The 24,454-nt window shown below is 67.8% G+C and carries 18 protein-coding genes; 12 read left to right on the forward strand and 6 right to left on the reverse strand.

Annotated features, from left to right (window positions below):
• Positions 1–112: 112 nt before the first annotated feature.
• Complete coding sequence (locus L540_RS04295) at positions 113–1,372, forward strand: ABC transporter substrate-binding protein (RefSeq protein ID WP_068945271.1); 1,260 nt, start codon at positions 113–115, stop codon at positions 1,370–1,372.
• Here L540_RS04295 and L540_RS04300 read toward each other — a convergent pair.
• A complete protein-coding gene (locus tag L540_RS04300) occupies positions 1,315–3,084 on the reverse strand; it encodes a SulP family inorganic anion transporter (protein WP_043212305.1) in 1,770 nt (589 codons plus the stop codon). The genes L540_RS04295 and L540_RS04300 overlap by 58 nt on opposite strands.
• Before the next feature lie 294 nt (positions 3,085–3,378).
• Between L540_RS04300 and L540_RS04305 the strand changes: the two genes are divergently transcribed.
• The 9 genes from L540_RS04305 to L540_RS04345 all read left to right on the forward strand — a co-directional run bounded on the left by L540_RS04305 (position 3,379) and on the right by L540_RS04345 (position 12,334).
• Positions 3,379–3,825, forward strand: a complete 447-nt coding sequence (locus L540_RS04305) for an HU family DNA-binding protein (RefSeq protein ID WP_043212302.1) — start codon at positions 3,379–3,381, stop codon at positions 3,823–3,825.
• Positions 3,826–3,944: 119 nt separating this feature from the next.
• The gene (locus tag L540_RS04310; RefSeq protein ID WP_043213034.1) at positions 3,945–4,457 is read left to right on the forward strand and encodes a MarR family winged helix-turn-helix transcriptional regulator; all 513 of its coding nucleotides are present in this window, start codon (positions 3,945–3,947) and stop codon (positions 4,455–4,457) included.
• A gap of 20 nt (positions 4,458–4,477) precedes the next feature.
• Positions 4,478–5,650, forward strand: coding sequence for an MFS transporter (locus tag L540_RS04315; protein WP_331456656.1), 1,173 nt, complete (start codon positions 4,478–4,480; stop codon positions 5,648–5,650).
• Positions 5,651–5,722: 72 nt separating this feature from the next.
• Positions 5,723–8,380, forward strand: coding sequence for a leucine--tRNA ligase (gene leuS / locus L540_RS04320; protein ID WP_043212300.1), 2,658 nt, complete (start codon positions 5,723–5,725; stop codon positions 8,378–8,380).
• A gap of 11 nt (positions 8,381–8,391) precedes the next feature.
• A complete protein-coding gene (locus L540_RS04325; RefSeq protein ID WP_043212298.1) occupies positions 8,392–9,069 on the forward strand; it encodes an LPS-assembly lipoprotein LptE in 678 nt (225 codons plus the stop codon).
• Positions 9,069–10,109: a DNA polymerase III subunit delta gene (gene holA / locus L540_RS04330; RefSeq protein ID WP_043212296.1), complete on the forward strand. Its 1,041-nt coding sequence runs from the start codon at positions 9,069–9,071 to the stop codon at positions 10,107–10,109. The genes L540_RS04325 and holA overlap by 1 nt, the downstream gene beginning before the upstream one ends.
• A gap of 30 nt (positions 10,110–10,139) precedes the next feature.
• On the forward strand, positions 10,140–11,399 hold the full coding sequence (locus L540_RS04335) for a glutamate-5-semialdehyde dehydrogenase (protein ID WP_043212293.1): 1,260 nt from the start codon (positions 10,140–10,142) through the stop codon (positions 11,397–11,399).
• 6 nt (positions 11,400–11,405) lie between these two features.
• Complete coding sequence (locus L540_RS04340; protein WP_043212291.1) at positions 11,406–11,795, forward strand: hypothetical protein; 390 nt, start codon at positions 11,406–11,408, stop codon at positions 11,793–11,795.
• 2 nt (positions 11,796–11,797) lie between these two features.
• Positions 11,798–12,334: a GNAT family N-acetyltransferase gene (locus L540_RS04345; protein ID WP_043212287.1), complete on the forward strand. Its 537-nt coding sequence runs from the start codon at positions 11,798–11,800 to the stop codon at positions 12,332–12,334.
• Here L540_RS04345 and L540_RS04350 read toward each other — a convergent pair.
• Positions 12,331–13,734: an amidase family protein gene (locus L540_RS04350; protein WP_043213030.1), complete on the reverse strand. Its 1,404-nt coding sequence runs from the start codon at positions 13,732–13,734 to the stop codon at positions 12,331–12,333. The two genes, L540_RS04345 and L540_RS04350, sit on opposite strands and share 4 nt — an antisense overlap.
• 165 nt (positions 13,735–13,899) lie before the next feature.
• On the opposite strand from L540_RS04350, the gene L540_RS04355 reads away from it, so the two are divergent.
• The gene (locus L540_RS04355) at positions 13,900–14,184 is read left to right on the forward strand and encodes a GNAT family N-acetyltransferase (protein WP_043212286.1); all 285 of its coding nucleotides are present in this window, start codon (positions 13,900–13,902) and stop codon (positions 14,182–14,184) included.
• Positions 14,181–14,570 carry a YchJ family protein gene (locus L540_RS04360; RefSeq protein ID WP_043212283.1) on the forward strand — a complete coding sequence of 130 codons (390 nt, stop codon included), beginning with the start codon at positions 14,181–14,183 and terminating at the stop codon, positions 14,568–14,570. The genes L540_RS04355 and L540_RS04360 overlap by 4 nt, the downstream gene beginning before the upstream one ends.
• A gap of 10 nt (positions 14,571–14,580) precedes the next feature.
• Here L540_RS04360 and L540_RS04365 read toward each other — a convergent pair whose 3' ends face one another.
• Genes L540_RS04365 through L540_RS04380 form a run of 4 tightly spaced genes read right to left on the reverse strand, consistent with a single transcriptional unit; the run spans position 14,581 to position 24,342 of the window.
• Positions 14,581–15,774 (reverse strand): HlyD family efflux transporter periplasmic adaptor subunit, encoded by a 1,194-nt coding sequence (locus L540_RS04365; RefSeq protein WP_048025853.1) that lies wholly within the window; start codon positions 15,772–15,774, stop codon positions 14,581–14,583.
• A complete protein-coding gene (locus L540_RS04370; RefSeq protein WP_231584736.1) occupies positions 15,771–17,507 on the reverse strand; it encodes an ATP-binding cassette domain-containing protein in 1,737 nt (578 codons plus the stop codon). Before L540_RS04370 ends, L540_RS04365 begins: the two co-directional genes overlap by 4 nt.
• An 8-nt stretch (positions 17,508–17,515) precedes the next feature.
• A complete protein-coding gene (locus L540_RS04375) occupies positions 17,516–18,760 on the reverse strand; it encodes a TolC family protein (RefSeq protein WP_231584737.1) in 1,245 nt (414 codons plus the stop codon).
• Positions 18,761–18,807: 47 nt separating this feature from the next.
• Positions 18,808–24,342, reverse strand: coding sequence for a beta strand repeat-containing protein (locus L540_RS04380; protein ID WP_109842520.1), 5,535 nt, complete (start codon positions 24,340–24,342; stop codon positions 18,808–18,810).
• Positions 24,343–24,454 lie beyond the last annotated feature (112 nt).

Genomic DNA, 24,454 nt, shown 5'->3' on the forward strand with positions numbered 1-24,454 from the left:
GGCTTTTTGTTTTTTCGCGGCCGGAAAGCGGCAGGATATGGCGCCACCTCGCCGCGCCGGCCCGGCGCCAGCGCCGCTACACTCGGCGCAAAGACGCCATACCTGTCCGACCATGCCCTCTCCCGTCGCCTTCGTTCTTGGCCTGGCCCTGCTGGCGGGCAGCGCCGCCCATGCCGAATCGCCCGCCCCCATCCGGCTGGGCGAAGCCCACGCCCAGCCCGATACCAGCGATTTCGGGCAGGGATGGCGCATGGCGCTGGACGAAATCAACCAGGCGGCGGGCGTGCTGGGCCGCCCCCTGGAAGTCGTCGCCGTGGACCTCTCCTCAGGCGAGGCGCGCCCGGCTGACATCGCCCTGCTATTCGACGGCGTCTCGGACAGCGCCCTGGCCCTGCAGGCCTCCCGCCAGGCCGCGGCATGGCGCCTGCCCTATCTCGCCGGCCGCGCGCAGACCGACCGCCTGATCTGGCAGGAGGGCAATCGCTACACCTTCCGCCTGCCGCCCTCCACCCGGATGCGCATCGCCGCGCTGGCGCCGCGCGCGCTGGCCCTGCGCCAGAAGCGCTGGGCGCTGGTCTACACGCAGTCGCAGCGGGGCGAGGAAGAAGCCGCCACCTTCGCCTCCATGATGACGGCCTTCCAGTCCAAGACCGAGATCGTCAGCCGCCTGGCCGTCGCGCCCGGCCAGGCCGATGCCGAACTGCTGCGCGCCGTTGGCGAAAGCCGCCCCCAGGCCTTGTTCCTGGCCCTGGACGGCCCCGACCTGGCCGCCTTTACCCGCCTCGTGCTGGAACAGCCGCCTGCCGATCGCCTGCCCGCGGTGCTCACGCATGGCGAGGACCTGCCCGGCCCCGCGCCCGCCGGCTGGATCGCCGCAGCCCATGGCGATTCGGACAGCCAGGCCGGTTTCGCATCGGCCTACACGGCCCGCACCGGCCGCGCGCCCACCCTGCCCGCCCTGCAAGGCTATATCACGCTCCAGACCCTGGCCCAGGCCCTGCGCCTGGCCCAATCCACCGACGCGGAAAAACTCGCCGACGCGCTTCAGGGGCTGCAGCTGGACACCCCCCTGGGGCCGATCCAGTACCGCAAGATCGACCACCAATCCACCATGGGCCTGTTTGTCGGCGCATGGGATGACGCCTTGCGCTACATCGACGGCAGCCGGCTGCAGCTGCCGGACGGCGCGGCCTATCGCATGCGCGATCTGTCCAAGCCGGCCCGGCCCGCGCCTGCCGTCCCGGAAGCGGCCCAGGAAAACACCCAGGAAGCGGCCCAGGAAAACACCCAGGAAGCGGCCCGGACGCCGCCTGCCTATGACGTCTCGCGCTTCGCCTCCGGCGGCGCGGCGCTGTCGGCCTGGCCGGACTGATGCGCCGTGCCGGGCGGCCCGCACTCGCGGAAACAGCGCGCCTCGCACGCCCGGCACACCGCGGGATCCAGCCGCTGGTAGATGCTGGCAATGGCCGTGGTCTTGTCAGGAAAAATGTGGTCCTGCCCCAGGCGCTCGATGAAGCCCGTGCGCCGCCAGGTCGCCAGCACCTCGGGCCGCGGACGATGGAAATACAGATCGCCTCCCGCCGCCCGCCGGCGCTTGAGCTCATCCTCCCAGACCTGGGCCCCGGCCTGGTCGATGAAGTTCATGCTCTTGGTCATGACCAGCAGATGGGCAGCGCCGTTCTGGCGCAAGGCCGCCAGCCGCTCGTCCACATAGGCCGCGGCGCCGAAATAGACCGAGCCTTCCATGCGCAGCAGACGCAACTGCGGGCACTCCGGCAGCGCCGAGTCGTGGCCCTCGCGCACGATGAAATGCCGCGCGGGATCCTTGGCGTCGAAGCCCATGATGCGCATGGCCGGACGCGAGGTGCGGTAAAGATAGGCCGACAGCGATAGCAGGGCGCCCAGCATGATGGCCACTTCCATGCGGATGAACAGCGTCGCGGCCAGCGTGGCGGCGGCGATCATGGCCTCGTTGCGGTCCACCCGGGCCAGCCAGCGCCAACGCGGCACATCCAGCAGCGTCCAGGCCACCAGCAGCAACAGGCCGGCGATCGCGGCATAGGGAATATGCGCCAGCAGGGGCGCGCTGAGCAGGATCAGGACCACCAGGATCAGCGCCGAGAACACCGCCGCCATCGGCGTGCGCGCTCCCGCCTCGTAATTGGGCATGGAGCGATTCAACGAACCGCAGGACAGATAACAGGAGAACAGCCCGCCCACGGCATTGGACAGGCCCTGGCCGAAGAACTCGCGATTGGGATCGATGGGCTGGCCCGAACGCTGGGCCACCGCCTTGGCGATGGAGATGGATTGCGCCAAGGCCACGATGGTCAGGGGCACGGCCACGCCCAGCATGTCCGGCAAGCGCCGCCAGTCCACCTCGGGCAGATGCAGCGGCGGCAGGGGCTGTGCGATCGGCCCCAGGACGGCCACGCCCTGGCCGAGCAGCCCGGCCAGCCAGCCCGCGGCCGTGCCCGCCGCCAGGCCGGCAAGCATATGCGGCCGGCGCCGGCCCCAGCGCCGCACCGCCAGGGCGCAGACCAGGGTGGCGAGGGTCACGGCGATGGCGGCGGCGCTGACCTGGCCGGCCAGCAGCGCCGAGAAAGTTTCCGACAAGCTGTGCGCGGCCTCCGGGGCAATGCCGAAAGCGTCCTTCAAGGCATGCAGGGCAATCAGGATCGCCGCGCCGCTGGTAAACCCGAACAAGGCCGCCGGCGAGATGAAATTGGCCAGCACGCCCAGGCGCAGCAGGCTCACGGCAAGCTGCATCAGTCCGACCAGCACCGTGACCGCCAGCGCCAATTCGATATAGCCCGGCGAGCCCGGCACGGCCATGGGCGCGAGCACCGCGAACAAGGCCAGCGAGTTGGCGTTCGTCGGGCCCGACAGCACGTGCCGGCTCGATCCGAACAGGCCGGCGATCACGCAAGGCACGATCGCGGTATAGAGCCCGTATTGCGGCGGCAAACCCGCCAACAGGGCAAACGCCATGCCCTGCGGCAACACCAGCAGGGCGCCGAGCAGGCCGGCCGCGGCATCGCTGCGCAGAACAGCCGGCGTAATGTCATGAACCCAGCTTCCCATCCATCCGGCAACGCGCAATGATCTCCCCTTCCGTGGACAGCGCGTCCCGCCGCGCCAAGGCGCCTAGCGTAATCCGCGCAAGGCGGCCATGCAACGCTGCGCAACGCCGCAAACACCTTAAAACAAGACCTCGCGCGGTCCTGGCGCATGCGCTTTCTCGCGAAAACAACATCTCATAGGCATTAAACAGCGTAAAAATGCATGCACGCGCCTGACTTTCCGCTATCATCGGGCGCGTGGTGCCGGACATCCGTCGCAAGCGCCGCTTTATTACCCAACATACGGATCTTGACCATGGCTACCAAAGCAAAAGCTCCTGCCAAGAAAGTCACCAAAACCGCCGCCAAGGCCCCTGCCAAGAAGGCCCCCGCCAAAAAGGCCGCCGCCACCAAGCCGGCCGTGAAGAAGACCGCCACCGCTGCCGTGCGCCCCATCAAGGAAGCGCTGAACAAGTCGCAGCTGGTCGCTCACCTGGTCGAAAACACCGGCGTCGAAGCCAAGTCGGTCAAGGCTGTCCTGGCCGGCCTCGAAGCCGCCGTGCTGGGTTCGGTCGACAAGAAGGGCGCGGGTGAATTCACGTTGGCCGGCCTGTTCAAGGTCTCCGTGCAAAAGGTTCCGGCCAAGGCCAAGCGCTTCGGCAAGGACCCCTTCACCGGCGAAGAGCGCTGGTTCCCGGCCAAGCCCGCTTCGGTCAAGGTCAAGGTTCGCCCGCTCAAGAAGCTGAAAGACGCCGCCCAATAAGCCACGTCTTCCGGTCAAACCGGGAAGAGCCCGCCCTAGGCGGGCTCTTCTTTTTTTTGGCGTTTGCATGCCCGGCAGTTATCTTGATATAAAGATACTTTAAATAAAGATAAATGCTCATGAAAGACCATGTCGATCTCGTCCTGGCCCAGTGGGCGCAGCAGCGCCCCGACCTGGATGTCTCCGCCATGGCGGTGTGCAGCCGCCTGTTCCGCATGAATATCGTCGCCGCCCGCAACGCCGACCGGGCCTTTCGCGCCCACGGCATGCACCAGGGCGAATTCGACCTGCTGGCCACCCTGTTCCGCGCCGGCCCGCCCTATTCGTTGAGCCCGCAGCAATTGACGGGCGCGCTGCTGCTGTCTTCAGGCGCCATGACCCACCGCCTGGACCGCCTGGAATCCGCCGGCCTCATCTCGCGCAACCCCAACCCCGACGATCGCCGGAGCGTCATCGTCTCGCTCACCGCGCAGGGCCAGCGCGCCTTGCGCCAGGTGCTGGACGACTATCTGGACGAAATGGAAAAAACCCTGGCGCCCTTGAACGCGGCCGAACGCCGCCAGCTCGCCGGCCTGCTCAAACGCCTTTTGGCCGAGCATGACCGGCATGCCCCCGGAGGCGTGGCATTGTGAATTCCCGCCTCACCCCCGCCATGGTCTTCCTGATGTCGGCGGCCACCGGCCTGGCCGTGGCCAGCAACTATTACGCCCAGCCGCTGCTGCACATCATCGGCGAGCAATTCCAGGTGTCCAATGCCGCCACCGGCAGCATCGTCACCATCGCGCAGCTCAGTTATGCCGTCGGCCTGATGCTGCTCGTGCCGCTGGGCGACATCCTCGAGCGGCGCCGCCTCATCGTCTTCATGACCGCCCTGTCGGCGGGCGGCCTGCTGATCTCGGCCAACGCCCCCAGCCTGGGCTGGCTGATGCTGGGCACCTTCCTGACCGGCATGCTGTCGGTGGTGGCCCAGGTCCTGGTGCCGTTCGGCGCGACGCTGGCCGATCCCGCGCAGCGCGGACGCATCGTCGGCACGCTGATGAGCGGGCTGCTGCTGGGCATCCTGCTGGCCCGCACGGCGGCCGGCGTGCTGGCCGACCTGGGAGGCTGGCGCACCGTGTATTGGGTCGCCGCCGCCTTGCTGCTGGCGATGTCGGCCGTGCTGTGGCGCATCCTGCCCGACCACCCTGGCTCGGCCCAGTTGAGCTACGCGCGCCTCTTGCTGTCGATCTGGCGGCTCTACCGCGAGGAGCCTCTGCTGCGGGCACGCTCCCTGATCGGCGGCCTGCTGTTCGCCTGCTTCAGCATGCTGTGGACGCCGCTGACCTTCCTGCTGTCCAGCCCGCCCTATGGCTACAGCATGACCACCATCGGGCTGTTCGGCCTGGCCGGGGCCATGGGCGCCTATGCCGCCCGCCGCTTCGGCCGCATGGCCGACCAGGGCCTGGGCAACCGGGCGACCGTCGTGGGCCTTGCCCTGCTGCTCGGCTCCTGGGCCTTGATCGCCTGGGGCGCCCATGCCGTCATCCCGCTGCTGATCGGCATTGTCATCCAGGACATGGCCATCCAGGGCGTGCACGTCACCAACCAGAGCGCGGTCTACCGCCTGCGCCCCGAGGCGCGCAGCCGCCTCACGGCCGGCTATATGACGGCCTACTTCATTGGCGGGGCGGCCGGTTCGCTCGCCTCGGCGTGGATCTACGGACATTTCGGCTGGTACGGCGTGACCGCGACGGGCGCGGCGACCGCCCTGCTGGCCCTGGCCTATGGCTGCCTGGCGCCAGGCGCGCGCATCCCCGGAAACCGTCCGTCCCCATCCCGGGCCTAGCACCTCCTATAATCTAGGGTTTTGAGCGCCCGTCCGCCGGGCGCATCCATCCCCATTTCTACGCACGAGTCCATGCAGGAACGCTATCAACCCACCCTCGTCGAAGCGGCCGCCCAACAAGACTGGCAGGCCCGTGACGCCTATCTCGTCCACGAGCATGCCAAGAACGCCGACGGCTCGGAAAAGCCCAAGTTCTATGCCTGCTCCATGCTGCCCTATCCCAGCGGCAAGCTGCACATGGGCCACGTGCGCAACTACACGATCAACGACATGATGGCGCGCCAGCTGCGCATGCGCGGCTACAACGTGCTGATGCCCATGGGCTGGGACGCCTTTGGCATGCCGGCCGAAAACGCCGCCATCAAGTCCAAGGTGCCGCCGGCCAAGTGGACCTACGACAACATCGCCTACATGAAGAAGCAGATGAAGGCGATGGGGCTGGCCATCGACTGGTCGCGCGAAATGTGCGCCTGCGATCCCGCGTATTACAAATGGAACCAATGGCTGTTCCTGAAGATGCTCGAAAAAGGCATCGCCTACCGCAAGACCCAGGTCGTGAACTGGGACCCGGTCGACCAGACGGTGCTGGCCAACGAACAGGTCATCGACGGACGCGGCTGGCGCTCCGGCGCCCCGGTCGAAAAGCGCGAAATCCCGGGCTACTACCTGCGCATTACCGACTACGCCGACGAACTGCTCGACCAGGTCAAGAACAGCCTGCCGGGCTGGCCGGAGCGCGTGCGCGTCATGCAGGAAAACTGGATCGGCAAATCCGAAGGGGTGCGCCTGGCCTTCCCGCATGACATCAAGGACGAAAACGGCCAGCTCATCCAGGATGGCAAGCTGTTTGTCTTCACGACGCGCGCCGATACGCTCATGGGCGTGACCTTCTGCGCCGTGGCGCCCGAGCACCCGCTGGCCGCGCTGGCCGCGCGCGGCAATCCCGCGCTCGCCAGCTTCATCGACCAATGCAAGCTCGGCGGCACGACCGAGGCCGAGATCGCCACGCGCGAAAAAGAAGGCATGCGCACCGGCCTGTCGGTCACGCATCCGCTGACCGGCCAGCCGGTGGAAGTCTGGGTCGGCAACTATGTGCTGATGAGCTACGGCGACGGCGCGGTGATGGGCGTTCCGGCCCACGACGAACGCGACTTCGCCTTTGCCCGCAAGTATGGCCTGCCCATCCGCCAGGTCATCGCTCTGGAAGGCAAGACGTATTCCGATGCGGCCTGGCAGGAGTGGTACGGCGACAAGCAGACCGGCCGCGCCATCAACTCGGGCAAGTACGACGGCCTGACGTCGGCCGAGGCCATCGACGCCATCGCCGCCGACCTGGCCGCCAAGGGCCTGGGCGAAAAACAGACCACCTATCGCCTGCGCGATTGGGGGATTTCGCGCCAGCGCTACTGGGGCACGCCCATCCCCATCATCCATTGCCCGGATTGCGGCCCCGTGCCGGTGCCCGAGCAAGACCTGCCGGTGGTGCTGCCCGAAGACCTGATCCCCGACGGTTCGGGCAATCCGCTGGCCAAGAACGAAGCCTTCCTGTCCTGCGCCTGCCCCTCCTGCGGCAAGCCGGCCCGCCGTGAAACCGACACCATGGACACCTTCGTGGACTCGTCCTGGTATTTCATGCGCTATACCTCGCCGGGCAACGGACAGGCCATGGTCGACAGCCGCAACGATTACTGGATGCCCATGGACCAGTACATCGGCGGGATCGAGCATGCCGTGCTGCACCTGCTCTATGCGCGCTTCTGGACCAAGGTCATGCGCGACCTGGGCATGCTCAAGTTCGACGAGCCCTTCACGCGGCTGCTTTGCCAGGGCATGGTGCTCAACCATATCTATTCGCGCCGCACGCCCCAGGGCGGCATCGAGTACTTCTGGCCCGAAGAAGTCGAAAACACCTACGACGCCAAGGGCGCCATCATCGGCGCTCGCCTGAAGTCCGATGGCTCCGAAATCACCTATGGCGGCGTGGGCACGATGTCCAAGTCCAAGAACAACGGTGTGGATCCGCAATCGCTGATCGACACGCTGGGCGCGGACACCGCGCGCCTGTTCGTCATGTTCGCCAGCCCCCCGGAACAGACGCTGGAGTGGTCGGACTCGGGGGTCGAAGGCGCCAACCGCTTCCTGCGCCGCCTGTGGTCGCTGGGCTATGAGCAGCGCGAGGCCGTGGCCCGCGGCCTGGCCCGCGGCAGCGACTGGCAGGACGCCCCCGCCGCGGTCAAGGACCTGCGCCGCGAACTGTACGGCCTGCTCAAACAGGCCGAGTACGATTACCAGCGCATCCAATACAACACGGTGGTGTCGGCCTGCATGAAGATGCTCAATGCCATCGACAACGCCAAGCTGCCCGAAGGCGCGGCCAGCGATGCCGCCCTGGCCGAGGGCCTGGGCCTGTTGCTGCGCGTGCTCTACCCCGTGGTGCCGCACATCACCTGGCAGCTCTGGCGCGATCTGGGCTTTGCCCACGAGCTGGGCGACCTCCTCGATGCGCCCTGGCCGCATGTGGACGAAGCCGCGCTGGTGGCCGACGAGATCGAACTCATGCTCCAGGTCAATGGCAAGCTGCGCGGCGCGATCCGCGTGGCCGCCAAGGCTCCCAAGGAAGACATCGAACAGATCGCCCTGTCCCAGGAAGAAGTCGCCCGCTTCCTGGAGGGCCGCCCGCCCAAGCGTGTGATCGTCGTTCCGGGCAAATTGGTCAACGTCGTGGGCTGATAAGGATACGCATGAACCTCGCCGGGCTTTTCCTGCCGTTTTCCCAAGGGTCTCGCTGGCTCAAGGCCGGGGGCCTGGCCGTGGTCATGCTCCTGACTGCCTGCGGCTTCCAGATGCGGGGCGAGACGCCCCTGCCGTTCAAGACGCTGTATGTCGGCATCCCCGACAACACCCGTTTCGGCGCGGACGTGCGCCGCGCCATCCGGGCATCGTCGCCGCAGACCCGCATCGTCAACGACCCCAAGGCGGCCTCGGCCAATCTGCAGCAGGTGCGCAATGACCGCAGCCTGCGCGACGTGGCCCTCAATGCCCAGGGCCGTGTCGAAGAATACGAACTGGGCCTGGTGTTCACCTTCCGCCTGGTCGACGCCAGCGGCCGCGCCATCATCCCGGACACGACCTTCACCGTCTACCGCGACATGCCTTACGACGATGGCGTGGTGCAGGCCAAGCAATCGCAAATGGAGACGCTGTACGAATCCATGCAGCAGACCCTGGTCAACCGCCTGCTGCGCCGCCTGACCGCGCCGGACGTGGCCCAGACCATGCAAAAGCTGGAGCAGACCAAGGACGACGTCACGGAAGACACGCCGCTTTTCGATCCGAACGAGCGTACCGACCAGCAGCGCGGCCCCGCCCTCTGGAATACGCCCAACATCACCCCGGGCCTGGGCGCGCAGCCAGAGTAATGGCGCAGATTCTGGACGCCGATGGCCTGATCGATCACCTGCGGCGCGGACCGCTGGCAACGCTCTACACGCTTTCGGGCGACGAGCCGCTGCTGGTCACCGAGGCCGGCGATGCCTTGCGGGCGGCGGCGCGCCAGGCGGGCTATACCGACCGCAGCTCGCTGGTCATGGACGCGCGCGGCGACTGGAGCGCCGTGCTGGCGGCCACCCAGAGCGTGTCGCTGTTCGGCGACCGCCGCCTGCTCGAAATCAAGATTCCCACCGGCAAGCCGGGCAAGGCCGGCGCCGACACCCTCACCCGCCTGGCCGAACGCCAGCCGGACGCCGACACCCTGGTCGTCGTTTCCCTGCCCCGCCTGGACCGCGCCACGCGCGAGTCCAAATGGGCGCTGGCCCTGGCGCGCGGCGGCGTAAGCGCCGAGATCCCGACGATCGAGCGCGGCCGCCTGCCGGCCTGGATCGGCGCGCGGCTGGCGCGCCAGAACCAGCGCGTCGACGGCGCCACCCTGCAATGGATGGCCGACAAGGTCGAAGGCAACCTGCTGGCCGCCCACCAGGAAATCCTCAAGCTCGGCCTGCTCTACCCGGAAGGCGAACTGGCCGCCGAAGACGTCGAACGCGCCGTGCTCAACGTCGCCCGCTATGACGTCTTCGGCCTGCGCGACGCCATGCTGGCCGGCGACATCGGCCGCACCGTGCGCATGCTCGACGGCCTGCGCGCCGAAGGCGAAGCCCTGCCGCTCGTGCTGTGGGCCGTGGGAGAAGAAATCCGCCTGCTCGCCCGCATCGCCGAAGCCCGCCAACACCGCCAGGATGTCGGCGCCCTCATGCGCCGCCTGCGCGTCTTCGGCGCCCACGAGCGCCTGGCCCTGCAGGCCCTGGGCCGTGTGCCGCCGCAAGCCTGGCCGGCCGCGGTGCAGCACGCCCATGAAGTCGACCGCCTGATCAAGGGCCTGACCGTGCCCGGCCGCCTGGCCGACCCCTGGGAAGAAATGACCCGCCTGGCCTTGCGCGTGGCCGCCGCCGGCGCGCGCGGCTGATCCGCACAATTCTTGGATAGAACACCCATCATGTCCTCAATCGAACAAACCATGCTGACCCTGGGCGAAAACGCCCGGCAGGCCTCGCGCGCCATGATGCGCGCCAGCGGCTGGGCCAAGAACCGCGCCCTGCTCACCATGGCCGAGCTGCTCACGGACGGCAAACAGGCCCTGCAGGCGGCCAATGCCCGCGACGTGGATGCCGCGCGCGCCAACGGCCTGGAGCCGGCGCTGCTGGACCGCCTGACCTTGTCGGACCGCAGCGTGCAGCTCATGGCGGAAGGCCTGCGCCAGATCGCCGCCCTGCCCGACCCCATCGGCAGCATCGGCCCGACCACGGTGCGCCCCAACGGCATGCGCGTGGCCCAGATGCGCGTCCCGCTGGGGGTGATCGGCATCATCTATGAATCTCGCCCCAACGTGACCATCGACGCCGCCGCGCTTTGCCTGAAGTCCGGCAATGCCACGATCTTGCGCGGCGGCAGCGAAGCCTTGCACTCCAACCTCGCCCTGGGCGCCATCGTGCAGGCCGGGCTGGCGGCGGCCGAACTGCCGCCGGCCGCCGTCCAGGTCGTCGACACGACCGACCGCGCGGCCGTGGGCAAGCTGGTCACCATGACCGAGCATGTGGATGTCATCGTCCCGCGCGGCGGCAAGGGCCTGATCGCGCGCCTGGCCCAGGAGGCCCGGGTGCCGCTCATCAAGCACCTGGACGGCAACTGCCATGTCTATCTGGATGCCGCCGCCGACGCCGACCGGGCCCTGGAAATCGCCTTCAACGCCAAGACCTACCGCTATGGCATCTGCGGCGCCATGGAAACCCTGTTGGTGCACCAGGCCGTGGCGCCCACCCTGCTGCCGCGCATTGGCAACGCCCTGCTGCAGCACGGCGTCGAGCTGCGCGGCTGCGAACGCAGCCGCGCCATCCTGCCCGCCATCAAGGCGGCCAGCGAAGAAGACTGGGGCACCGAGTACCTCGCCCCCATCCTGGCCGTGCGCGTCGTGGACTCCCTGGACCAGGCCATCGAGCACATCGCCCGCTGGGGCTCGGGCCATACCGACGCCATCGTGACCGAAGACCTGGGCGCGGCCCAGCGCTTCCAGCGCGAAGTCGACTCCAGCTCCGTCTATATCAACCTGCCCACCTGTTTCGCCGACGGTTTCGAATATGGCCTGGGCGCCGAAATCGGCATTTCCACCAATCGCCTGCACGCGCGCGGCCCGGTTGGCCTGGAAGGCCTGACCACCTACAAATGGGTGCTCACCGGCGAAGGCCAGACCCGCGGATAGTTCACCATGACGGCCATCTACTCCCAGACCTTTATTTTTGTCTTCAGCCTGTTCGCGCTGTGCTTCATCACCTGCACGATCTGCGGGCTGGTGCTCTTCTTCTGGAAAAGCCAGCGCGTCAACAGCGTGCTCAAGCATCCTCTGCTCGAACACCGGCCATTCCGCCAATATGCGTTTTCCATCCAGGCCGCCATCTTCCTGGACTACTTTCTGCGGCTGACCTTTCCGCGCGCCAAGCGCTGGGTGGCGGGCTACGCCAACCACCAGCTCAAGCACGTGGATCCCAAGCAAGTGCCGCTGGACGTCAAATGGCCCATCATCGGGTTCTGGGGATCGTGCTGGATCGGCCTGATTGCCATGATCGCCTTGTGGGTCATGCTGCTCCTGGGGCGATGAGCATGCGCCTCATTCCTTTCGAGCCCGCCCACTATGCGCGTCTGGCCAGCTGGTTCGACGACCAGCGCGGCGTGGTGCAATGGGGCGGCTCGCAGGTCCGCTATCCGCTGGACGCCGCCCAATTCGACCGCATGCTGGCCGAAACCCATGGCGAGCGTCCCGCGCGCCGCTGCTGGATGGCCGAAGCGGACGGAGAATTGATCGGGCACGGGCAGCTGGGCTTCGAATGGCATGACGGCAACGCGCGCCTGGGCCGCATCCTGATCGCGCCTTCGGCGCGCGGCAAGGGCTGGGCCCGGCCCATGCTTGCCCAGCTCATCGACCACGCCTATGCGCATCCGGAGATCGAGCGCGTCGAACTCAACGTCTACACCTTCAATACGCCGGCCATCCAGCTCTACAAAACCATGGGTTTTGTCTGGGAAGGCGTGCGCCGCTCCTCGATACGCAGCGGCGTGGGCCAGGAGCGCTGGGACACCGGCCATATGTCGGTGCTGCGCGCCGAATGGCGCGCGCGCACCGTCGCGGCGGCTGGCTAGCGCGCCCCGGGCTGGGCCACGCCCACCGGCGGCCCGGCCGCCTCGATAGCCTGTCCGGCGTCCAGCAGGATGTCCTCCCGGTAGCGCGCCGCCAGCAGTTGCACGCCCACGGGCGCATCGCCCGCCGCCCCCATGGCGACCGCCAGCCCCGGCAGGCCCATGAAAGGCAGGCCGATCTGGGTCAACTGCGCCTCCCAGACACGCCGATACGCCGCCTCGCCCTGCATATCCAGGCCGTCGGCAAACGGCAGTTCGGCCGACACCGGCGTCAGCAGCAGCGGATAGCGCTCGAAAAACAGCTGCCATTCGCGCACCAGCGTGGCCCGGCGGGCCAGCGTGGCCTGGTAGGCCGGCAGATCCAGGCCGCGGCATGCCTCGGCCTGGCCCTTGAGGGCCGTCAAGGCCCCCGCGTCGCCTTCGCGCTCGGCCGCGGCCACCATGGCCTCATACCCATCGGCCAGCCACATGCGCAGCTGCAGGCCGGCCGCTTCCCGCATGGGCGGCGCGGCATCGAGCTCATCCACCCGCCAGCCCGCGTCGCGCAGGCGGTCGGCGGCCTCGCGCAAGACCGCCTCGATCTCGGGCGCGATCCGCAGACCGTCCGGACGCAGCCACAGGCCGGCGCGCCTGGGCCAGGGCGGCCCGTCCAAAGGCACGGGCGCATACCACGGGTCGCGCATATCGGGCGCCGCCAGCGCCTGCAGCCCCAGGCGCACATCGGCGATGCGCCGGGCCAGCGGCCCCGACACGGCGGTGACCTGGCCGCCCAGGCCGCGTTCAGGCAGGGCCGCGTTATAGGCGGCGACCCGCCCCAGCGAAGGACGCAGGCCATGCACGCCGCAGGCATAGGCCGGATAGCGGATGGACCCCGCGATATCGGTGCCATGGGCCAGATGGCCGATGCCGGCGGCGACCGCGCTGGCCGCGCCGCCCGAAGAACCGCCCGGCGTCAGGGCCGGGTTGCGCGGATTGCGGGTCGCGCCATAGAGCAGATTGTCCGTGAACCAGCGCAGCGAAAAGGCCGGCGTATTGGTGCGCCCCAGGATCACCGCGCCAGCCCGCAGCAGATTGTCCACCACGGGACTGTTGTGCGCGGCGATGACATCCTGTTGCAGGCGCACGCCGTTGCTGGTGGCGAACCCGGCCTGGTCGACGTTGACCTTCACCGTGACCGGCACGCCGCCCAGCACGCCCAGCGGCTCGCCGCGCGCCAGCCGCGCATCGCAGTCGCGCGCCCGCGCCAGCACCTCGTCGGGGCGACAATCGACCACGGCATTAAGCACGGGGTTGACCGCTTCCATGCGGTCCAGCGCCGCCTGCGCGGCCTCCACCGCCGAAAACGCCTTGCGCCGGATGCCATCGGCCACTTCGCTCGCCGACAACTGCCAGATCTCTGCCACGGCCATTCCTCCTTGATAGAAAATGCGCTTGCCCGGGTTTTCGGGGCCGGGTCCACCTTAGCGCCCATGACGGCCGGCCGCAAGATGGCGGACGGGCATGCAAAAATGGAGGCAACACCCGGCGCGCTCCGCGACGCCCCGTCCCGCAACCTGAAGGAGATCCGCATGACCCAGGCAGAACCCGCGATCGTCCACCTGGCCGAGCAAGGCCGCTTTGAGCTCATCATTGACGGCCATGTCAGCGAGCTGGAATACCAATTGCACGATGGCGTCATGGTCATCCTGCACACCGGCGTGCCGCCCGAAGTCGGCGGACGCGGCATCGCCGCCCGGCTGACCGAGGCCGCGCTGGCCGCCGCGCGCGAAAACGGCTGGAAGGTCCGGCCGCGCTGCTCCTACGCCGCGGTCTATTTCAAGCGCCACCCCGAATACAACGACCTGCTTGCATGAGCGCCAAACTCCTGGCCTGCCCTTGCGGCAGCGGCATCGATTACCCCGCCTGTTGCGGGCGATGGCATCACGGCGAGGCGGCCGCGCCGGACGCGGCCAGCCTCATGCGCTCGCGCTATAGCGCCTTCGTGCTGGACGAGCTGGACTATCTCCTGCGCACCTGGCATCCGGCCTCGCGTCCGGCTTCGCTCACCCCTAACCCGCCCGATCTCAAATGGCTGGGGCTGCAGGTGCGCCGGCATGAACAGCAGGACGACAGCCACGCGCGGGTCGAATTCGTCGCTCGCTACCGGCAGGCCGGGCGCGCGACCCGCCTGCACGAGATCAGCCGCTTCGAGAAGATCGAGGGCCGCTGGTATTACCTGGACGGCGACTTTCCCTCCTGACGGGCTGGCCTCAACGCTCCTGCAGCGACTCTCCCAGCGTCTTCGTGATGGGCTTGGTCAGGTACTCCCAGACGGTGTGCTTGCCGGTCTTGATCTCCACCGTGGCGGTCATGCCCGGCTGGGTCTGTATCGCTTGCCCATTGCGCGACGTCAGGTCGCGGCCACTGGTCTTGATCTGCACGCGGTAATAGGGTTGCTGCGCTCCGTCCTTGGATTCGTCATACAAGGTGTCGGCGCTGATATAGCTGACCCGGCCTTGCAGGGAGCCGTAGATGGCGTAGTCATAGGCGTCCAACTTGATATTGCCCGGCAGCCCCGGCTTGATGAAGGCGACATCGCGCGGCTTGACCTTGGCCTCGATGACCAGGTCTTCATCGACCGGCACGATCTGCAGGATCTCGTCGCCTGAACGCGCCACCCCGCCCAGCGCCGTGGTCAGGCGGACATTGCGCACCACGCCGTCCATGGGCGCGTAGACCTCGGTATGCTGGAGCTGGTCCTGGCGCTGGGCCAGCACCTGGCGGGCGCCCTCGAGGTCCTCCTGCGCCTTGGCCAGATCGGCCTGGGCATCCTGGTAGAACTTATTGCGCTTGTTGCTGATCTGGCCGGCGAGATCGACCACCTGGCGCTGCAGTTTCAGCACCTCGGCGCGGCTGACATCGCCGCGCGCCACCAGGGGCTGATTCAGGCTGAGTTCTTCCTGCGCCAGCTTGCGGGCGCGGTCCAAGGCGCCGATTTCTTCGTTCAGGGCGGCCTGGCGGCGACGCATCAAGGCGATCTGGTTGTCGCGCAATTCCGGATAGGCGTCGGCGTCCGGCTCAAAGCGCAGCGGCGTCCCGAACACTTCGGCCTGCAAGCGCGCCACCGCCACCTTCAGGCCCGCGACCTTGGCCACGCTTTCCTGCATCGCCGCGCGCGCGCGGGTCTGCTGGAAGCGGAACAACACTTGGCCGCGCTTGACGGTGTCGCCTTCGCGCACCAGCATTTCCTCGAGCACGCCGCCATCGGGCGCCTGGATCACCTGGTTGCGCGAACTGACGATCACCTGGCCGCTGGCGCGCGTGATCTTGTCCAGCTCGGCCCAATGCGCCCAGCCCACAACGCCCGCCACGGCCGCCACAATCGTCCAGAGCAAGGCGCGGCTGCCCCCGCCGACGCTGGCGTCCTGAACCAAGCTGTTTTCCAAACCGGTATGGCCGCTCATGCTGTCACCGCCTCGGCCGGCGTTCTGGCCGCGCTCAGTTTCGCCATGACCTCATGGCGCGGTCCATCGAGCACGATTCTGCCGTTATGCATGACGATCAAGCGCGTAAACAGCGGCAGCAGCGCGGTCTTGTGCGTGGCGATCAGCGCCGAGCGCTTGGCCGACTGCAATTCCTCCTGCAGCAGGCGCACGACCAGCGCCTCGTTGTCGGCGTCCATGGCGCCGGTCGGCTCGTCGAGCAGCCACAGCGAAGGGCTGGCCAGCAGGAACCGCGTCAACGCCAGCTGCTGCTTCTGGCCGCCCGAAATACCGCGTCCGCCCTCGGCGATGGGCAGGGCCAGGCCCTTGGACTGGCCCGAGATCAGGCGCGCCAGGCCCGTGCGCCGGGCCGCCTCCAGCAGCGCGGCATCGCCCGGATCGGGCAGCCCCAGGAGGAGATTGTCGCGCAGCGTGCCGCTGAAAAGCCGCAAATCCTGAGGCAGATAGCCGACGGCGGAGCGGGCCGCGGCCGGGTCGATCTGGCCGGCGTCCAGATTGGACAGGAAGATCCGGCCCTCCTGCGGGCGATACAGGGTGCTGGCGAGCTTGAGCAGAGTGCTCTTGCCCGAGCCCACCGGCCCCAGGACACCGACGCGCTCGCCCGGCCGGATGTCGAGCCGCTCCAGATCCAGGGCCGGCTGCGCCTGGCGGGCATAGACGAAGCGCACACGCTCAAAACGCAGCGAGGGATCGATGACGCCCGGCTTGAGAGCCTGCTCGCGGTCATCCTCCTCGTTGGCGAGCGCCAGCAGCTGGTCCAGCGAATCGAGCGCGACGCGCGCATGCGCCCATTGCATCATCACGCCCGGCAGCTGAATAAGCGGAGCCAGCGCCCGGTTACTGAGAATAGAGCAGGCCAGCAAGCCCCCCATGGTGATCTGGTTCTCCGACACCAGCCAGGCGCCGAACGCGATGGTGGCCACATAGCCCAGCTGCTGCAGGCTCACCGTCAACTGCTGCGCGAGCCCGCCGTGGTCGCGCGATTGCCGCTCGGCCATGGCCGCCTCGTCCACTAAAGTGTTCCAGCGCGCCTGCATCATGCGCTCGCCGCCATTGGCCTTGAGCGATTCGGCGCCGTCCACGGCTTCGACCAGCAGGCCGGCCTTTTGATTGGCGGCCGTCTGCTGGATACGGGCATGCCGGCGCACCAGGGCCTGCAAGCCCAGGCCGGTCGCCAGGGCCAGAGGCGCCACGGCCAGCGGAACCAGCGCCACCCAACCGCCGACCAGCGCGATCACGGCGATATACAGCAAGGCGAAGGGCACGTCGGCCAGGACCAGCAGCGACGCCGCGGTCAACACCCCGCGCACCAGCTCAAAGCCCTTGATCTGCGAGGCCAGCGTTCCCACTGTGGGCGGCCGGGCTTCCATGCGGACATTCAGCATGCGCTCGAAGAAGCGCCGCGACAGCGTCTGGTCGATTGAGCTGGCCACGCGCTCCTGCATGCGGCCACGCAGCAGCCTGAGGAGAAACTCCAGGACGACGGCGAGACTCACGCCCACGGTCAGCACCCATAGCGTCTGGTGGCCTTCGTTGGGAATCACGCGGTCATAGACCTGCATGGAAAACATCGATGTGCCCAGCGCCAGCAAATTGGCCACCGTGGTGGCCACCAAGGCCTCGGCGAAAGGCGTGCGGCGGCGCCACAGCGCGGCCGTCACCCAGCGCAAGGCGCCGGCGCGCGGCGGATCCATCCGCGGTCTCATCGCAGGCTCCCCGATTCCAGGCGCAGGCGCAGCGCCGCCGCCTGGGCCTCATACCGCACATCGACACTGGCCAGCTCGGCCTGCTCCACTTCACGCACCGAATTCATCATGTCCAACCAGCTTTTGCGTCCCGCCACATACTGGCGGGAATAGGAATCGGCCACTTCGGCCGCCGTGCCTTGTATGCGCCGCGCCACGTCCAGACGCAGCCGGGCGTCCGTCCATTGGGCCCAGTCGCTTTCGAACTGCTGCGTCACTTCGCGCACGGCCGCCTCGCGCGCCTGGCGCAGCGACTCGACCTGCGAACGCGCTTCGCTGACCGCCGACACGGCCGACAGTCCCGCGCCGGTCTGCCATTGCAGCACCAGCAGCGCGCGATTGGTCGACCCCACGCCGCTGCCGACCAGGGGCGCGCCCTGGACATTCTCAAGCCGCAGCAATACGGCCGGGCTCAGGACGGCGCGCCGCTCCCGCACCGTGGCTTCGGCCTGCTGCTGCTCCGAACGCAGCCGCTTCAGGCGCGGCGAAAGATCCAGTGTGCGCGCCAGCAGACTCTCCCGCTCATCCGGCAGACCGGTCTCGTCGGCGGAGCTTCCGATCACACTGCGCACCGGCTCGCCCACCAGCTGCTCCAGCTGCGCCAAAGCCACGCGCAGCGCCTGCTTGGCGGCGTTGACATCGTTGACGCTGGCCAGCATGCGCGATTGCGCAAGATTGAGGTCGGCCGTGGCGCTGACCTCCTGCGCCACCCGCCGGCGTATCATCTCCAGCAGCTTGTCCTGCTGGGCGACATGGCCTTGCGCCACGCGCATGCGTTCCTGCTGACGCAGGGCTTCGCTGGCGGCGTTGGCCACCTTCAAGCCCAGCTCCAGCTGGGCTTCGCTGATGGCCGCGCCGGCGGCCTGCAGGCGCTGGTCGGCCGCGTCGATGCCGGCGTCGATACGGCCGCCGGCCCACAGCGGCTGATCCAGCCGGATGGCGCGCGTCGAGCCATTGAGCGAGTCCGAGTTCGAACTGCCCAAGGCGCGCGAGCCCAGCTCCACGCTGGGTGTGGGGAATCGCTGCCATCCCGCGGCATCGCGGTTGGCCTGCGCGGCGGCCTCGTCGGCGCGCCTCCCTGCCACCGCCGGATGCGTGCCCTGGGCCGCCTGCAACAAGGCGGGAATGGTCCAGTCGCGCGCAGCCATCGCCAGGGAGGGCGCCAGGCAGCACAGCCCCAGCGCCCATCCAATCTGCCGCAAGACGCCGCGGCAGGGTCCCGCCAACCGCCCCTTCTGCTTGCTACCCCTCATGCGTGCGTGATCGTCCCGTTGTTGAATTGCAACTGATCCAGCGTCACGTTGCTCAACAGGACGGCGGTCGCCGCCACATTGCTGCTGCTGTCACCGTCATAGAGAACCAAGGTGCTGTTGCCCGCCGCATACACGGTAAACGTGCCATTGGCGTAATTGCCCTGCACCGCGTGGTACGACTGGTTCTCCAGCAGCCCATCGGCCGCCAGGCTGGCATCGGCCAAGTGATCCAGCCAATTGCCAGGATTGAGCTGGATCTGATCGCCACCGGAGAAGTCCGTGATGATGTCCAGCCCATTGGCGAAAGACAGCATGGTGCCCTGGCTGTCCACGGTCGCGCCGGTCAAGTGCTTATCCGACATCAGGGGCGTGTCCCCTTGGAAGAACGCAAAGGTATCCGCTCCGGCGTTGCCGGTCAGCGTATCGGCGCCCTTGCCGCCGATCAGCACATCTTCGCCCGCGCCGCCGATGAGCGTGTCATTGCCGTGCATGCCGCCAAAGGGACCGCTGGGTGCGCCGGAGCCGTCCTGCCCATAGACGATGAGGTGCTGGCCGGCCGTCAGCGCCGAACCATCGATGGTGATATTGAGCGTGTTCGGCGCGTTGTCGGTATCGTAGCCCGTCACCCCGATATCGCCGTACACCCCGTCGCCATTGAGATCGGCCGAGGCCGTCATGGCGGAGGTCAGCACCACGGTCAGGCCGCCCTGCCCGCCCGTCGTGTTCGACATCACGTCGATGCGGTCGATATAGCTGACACTGGCCGCGTCATGGAAATCGAAGGTGACATCCGTCGGCGCCGCGCCGATCTGGATGCGGTCCCGGGTCGTCGGGTCGCCGCCGGCGGCCAGGGTGTTCGGGTTGCCGTCCCATATCGTGTTGGTGCCCGTGATGGTGTCGCCCCACAGCTCGCTCGGATTGCCGCTCATATACTGGATGCGGTCCGTGCCGTCGCCGCCGTAGAGCGTGTCAGCGCCCAGGCCGCCCACGATACGGTCGTCGCCCGCGCCGCCAAAGACGAGGTCGTCGCCCGCGCCGGTATTGATGCGGTCCGCGCCGGCGCCGCCATAGATCACATCATTGCCGCTCATCCCGCCAAAGGGCTGATTGGGGCTGCCCAACTGGCCTATCGCGCCGGAACCGAGCTGGCCATCCACCTGTATCCACTGGTCGGCCGCCAGCGCGCTCGCATCCACCGTGATGCCCACGGTGGTCGGCAGGTTGGCGCCATTGGCATCCGTGGCATTGGCATAACCCGCGATGCGGATGTCGCCATAGACGCTATCGCCGTTGGCGTCCGCCGAAGCCACCATGTCGGCGGTCAGCACCAGCGTCACATTGCCGTTCTGCCCGCCCACGCCCGTCAGCACGTCGATGCGGTCGATATAGCTGATGCTGCCCGCCGTGGCGAAATCATAGGTGCCCGCGCCCATGATCTGGATGCGGTCCAGCGCGGTCGGATCCCCGCCCGCCGCCAGGGTGGCAAGATCGCGGTCCCACACCGTATTGGTGCCGGTCACGATATCGCCGGCCAGGTCCTGCGGCGTCATGAACTGGATGCGGTCGGTGCCGTCGCCGCCAAAGACGGTGTCGCTCCCGCCGCCGCCCCGGAGGCGATCATCCCCGGCGCCGCCATGGAGCGTATCGGCGCCCGCGCCGCCGATCAAAATGTCATTGCCCCGCATACCGCCAAAAGGACCGCTGGACGCGCCGGAGCCGTCCAACCCAATGGCGACCAAGTGCTGATCGGCCGTCAGCGCCGAACCATCGATGGTGATGTTGAGTGTGGTCGGCGCGTTGTCGGTGTCATAGGCCGTCACGCCGATATCGCCATACACGCCGTCGCCATTGAGATCAGCCGAGGCCGCCATGCCGGCGGTCAGCACCACGGTCACCCGGCCCTGCCCGCCCGTCGTGTTCGACATCACATCGATGCGGTCGATATAGCTGACGCTGCCCGCCGCATGGAAATCGAAAGTGACATCCGTCGGCGCCGCGCCGATCTGGATACGGTCCCGGGTCGTCGGGTCGCCGCCAGCGGCCAAGGTGGCGGGATCGCCATTCCAGAGCGTGTTGGTGCCCGTGATGCTATCGCCCAGCAACTCCGCCGGGTCGCCGCTCAGATACTGGATGCGGTCGGTGCCGTCGCCGCCGTAAATCGTATCGGCGCCCAGGCCCCCAGTGATGCGATCATCCCCCGCGCCGCCATAGATGACGTCATTGCCCAAGCCCGTGTTGATGCGATCCGGACCGGCGCTGCCGTAGATGGTGTCGTTGCCGCTCATACCGCCAAAAGGCTGCTGGGCCATGCCCACCGGACCGGTCGCACCCGAACCGACCTGGCCGTCCACCTGTATCCACTGGCCGGCCGCCAGCCCGCGCGCATCCACGGTGATGCTAGCGGTCGTCGGCAGATTGGCGCCGCTGGCATCGGCGGCGTTGTCATAGCCCACGACACGGATATCGCCATAGACGCCATCGCCATTGAAATCCGCCGAGGCCGCCATGTCGGCGCTCAGCACAATGGTCACGCTGCCAGGCGCCGTCCCGCTAAGCGTTGCCGCATAGCTGGGCAGCGGGTTGGGGCCGGCTCCCGTGCCGGACTGCACATCGATACGGTCGATATAGCTGATATTGGCCGTGCCGAAATCATAGGTACCGCCACCCAGCAACTGGATGCGGTCCTGGGACGTCGGGTCTCCACCCGCGGCCAGGGTGGCCACATCGCGATCCCACACCGTATCAGTGCCGCTCACGATGTCGCCGGCCAGATCGTCCGGGCGCGCATACTGGACACGGTCCGCGCCAGCGCCGGCATAGATCGTGTCGGCGCCGCCATTGCCGCGTATGCGGTCTTCGCCCGCGCCGCCGTAGAGCGTGTCCTTGCCCGACCCGCCCCGCAAAGTATCGTTGCCGTCTCCGCCCATGATGAAGACGCCGGCGGTCGCCATGGACTGGTCTATCGTGACGCCGCTGTCGTCGGCCAGATACAGATTCTGGATCAGCGGCGAACTGTTGTTGCCCGCCGCATCCATGATCTGCGCACTCAGCGTGGCCGTGCCCGAATCCGGCATATTGGACAGCGCGACATCCACATAGCCATTCTGGATATCGGTGGCGGTCAGCGTCCGGCTGCCCGCCGGGCTGCCGCTGCTGCCGACCATTACGTTGACCCAGACCACATAGCCCACGGCGGCCGCGTCCGCCGACAAGACATCCAAGCCCACGCGGACCATGCCGCCGGCGTTGTCCGGAATAATGGTCAGGCTGGAGGGAGCCGAAGGCGGCGTCGTATCCAAGATGAAATCAAAGGCCGCGGAAACCGCCCCGACATTGCCCGCCGCATCCTGCTGGCGCACCAGCACGGACTTGGCGCCATCGCCGGTCAACACGATGCTGCTGCCGCTGCCCATCAGCCAAGTCGCGCCATTGTCCGAGCTGTACAGCCAGATCGCGCCGGCCTCCAGACTGGAGACCGTGAGCCTGCCGTCGCTGGTGATGCGGTTGCCGCCGCTGGTGTCCAGAGTCAGCGCCAGCATGGGCGCCGACGGCGCATACGTATCCACCGTGATGACCAGCGCCCCGCTGGCCGCGCTGACATTGCCCGCCTTGTCCGTGATCGTCGCGGTCAAGGTATTGCCGCCTTCGGTCAGGCCCGACACACTCACATCCGCCCGGCCCGCCGCAATGTCCGAAGCGGTCAGGACATGCGTGCCCACCGAGGTGCTGCCGTCGTACACCGTGACAACATCGCCAGCCATCGCCGCCGTGCCATCCGTCGCCGTCGTGCCAAAAGAGACATGCACCACCGCCGTGGTGTTGTTGGTCAACGTGCTATCGGCCGTCACGCTGCCCACACTCGGCGCGATCCTGTCCAAGGCCGCGGACTGGGCTTCCGAAATCTCCGACAGGTCCGTCGCATTGGCAATATCGGTCGCGGCCGTATTGGCGGCGGCCTGCGCGCTGGCCGCGGCGTTGGACGCCGTGGTGCCGGCCGTGGCCGCATCGACCCCCGCGGCGGTCAGCGTGCTGCTGACCGCCGCGGCGACCGCCGTGTTGACCGCCGCGCCCACCGTGGTGCTCAGGTCCACGGCGCCATTGGCGTTGGCAATGACATCGGCCAGTGCGCCGAGCACGCCCGTGCTGGCGCTGCTTGCGGCATTGGCGCCGTCCGCGCCCTGGGTGCCCGCCGTCGCGTCCGTCGCCGCGGCGGCCGCCTGGGCCATGGCCGTGGCAAGCGTCGCCGCCGCCTTCTGCGCGGCCACGTCGCCGGCCTGGATAGGATCGTAGGACAGCAGATCGGCAGCCGACAGACCCAGCGCCGCCTTGACCATGGCGGTGGCATCCTCCACCGACTGCCCGCTGCCTTGCGCCACCGCGTCGATCAGGGTGGTCAGCGGATTGATCACGGTCGAACCCGCCGGCGCCTTCAATTCGATGGTGTTGGGCACGCCCGTGTCGATATTGACGCCGCCTTTGGCGATCAGGGTTCCGGACGGCGTATCCACCGGCAGAAAGAAATTGCCATTGGCGTCGGTCCGCACGCCCGTATTGAAATCGGCCTTGCCATCGCCATTGGTATCGACCCAGATCTGCGCGCCGCGCACATAGCCGTCAGCCACCGTGGCCGACCCGATCACGAAACTGGCCGCATCATTGCCCGCGGCGTCCTGGACCGCCGCCACATCATTGCCGGCAGTCGGGTCGTTATAGCTCACCGACACGTTGTCATGCGCGCCAAAGGCATTGGTCAGCGTCAGCGTAATCGTCGAACCGTTGATGACAACACTGGCCACCGGATTGGCCGCGCCGCCCGTGGTCACGGCAAACGCCCCAAGCGGCGGCGGATTGGCCGGATCCAGGGCCTCGTTGTAGGTGATGACGATCGTGCCCGCGCCCGCCGCGCCGCTGTGTGCCTCGACACTGACGAGGACCGGAGCCGTGTTGTCGGCCGCCGGGCCGCCGGAATTCGTCTCCGGCGTCACGGCAGGGCTGGAACTGCCAGGCTGATTCGACCCGCCGCCCGGTTTCGACGGGCTGTCGTCGCTGCCACCACCACCGCCGCCGCCACTGGCCGCCGCGGCAATGACACCGACCCCCAACAGGCCCAGCGCCACCAGCGCGCCGGTCGACAGCCCCGCGGAAGAAGCGCCGGCAGCGGCCCCCTCGGCGCCGTCGGCGCCACCGGAAGCGGCCGAGCTCCCCGACGCGCCGCTGCCCGCGCCCGCATCCGTCTGCGTGGTCGCGGCCTGGGCCAGCTCGATGCGCTCGCCCGTCGCCTGGAAAGTCTCCTCGGCTGCCGCGCTTTCGATCAAAGTCTCGTCCGTGTCAGTCCGAGCCTGCGTCCGGGCCTCATCCTGCGGCTGCGCCTCCAGCTTCGCACTCGCCTCGGCCGGCACAATCTCCTCGCCCAGCAAACCGTTCTCCACCGGCTTGCCCGGATGTCGTTTCGTCTGCCACTCGCGCTTGCCGCGCGCGCTCTTGCTCATCTGGGGGTCAAGAGTCCCGTTGGTCACTACGGCTGCAGCCATGTCCTAGCCCTTTTATCGAAAATTTGTGCGGACGAAACTGACAGAATTCTGAAATAGTGTTGCGCGCAAAGTAATAATGAGCCACTTCGCGCAAAGTAAATCTGAGCCACCT

Source organism: Bordetella pseudohinzii (genome assembly GCF_000657795.2).
In the GTDB taxonomy this organism is placed as follows: Bacteria; Pseudomonadota; Gammaproteobacteria; order Burkholderiales; family Burkholderiaceae_B; genus Bordetella; species Bordetella pseudohinzii.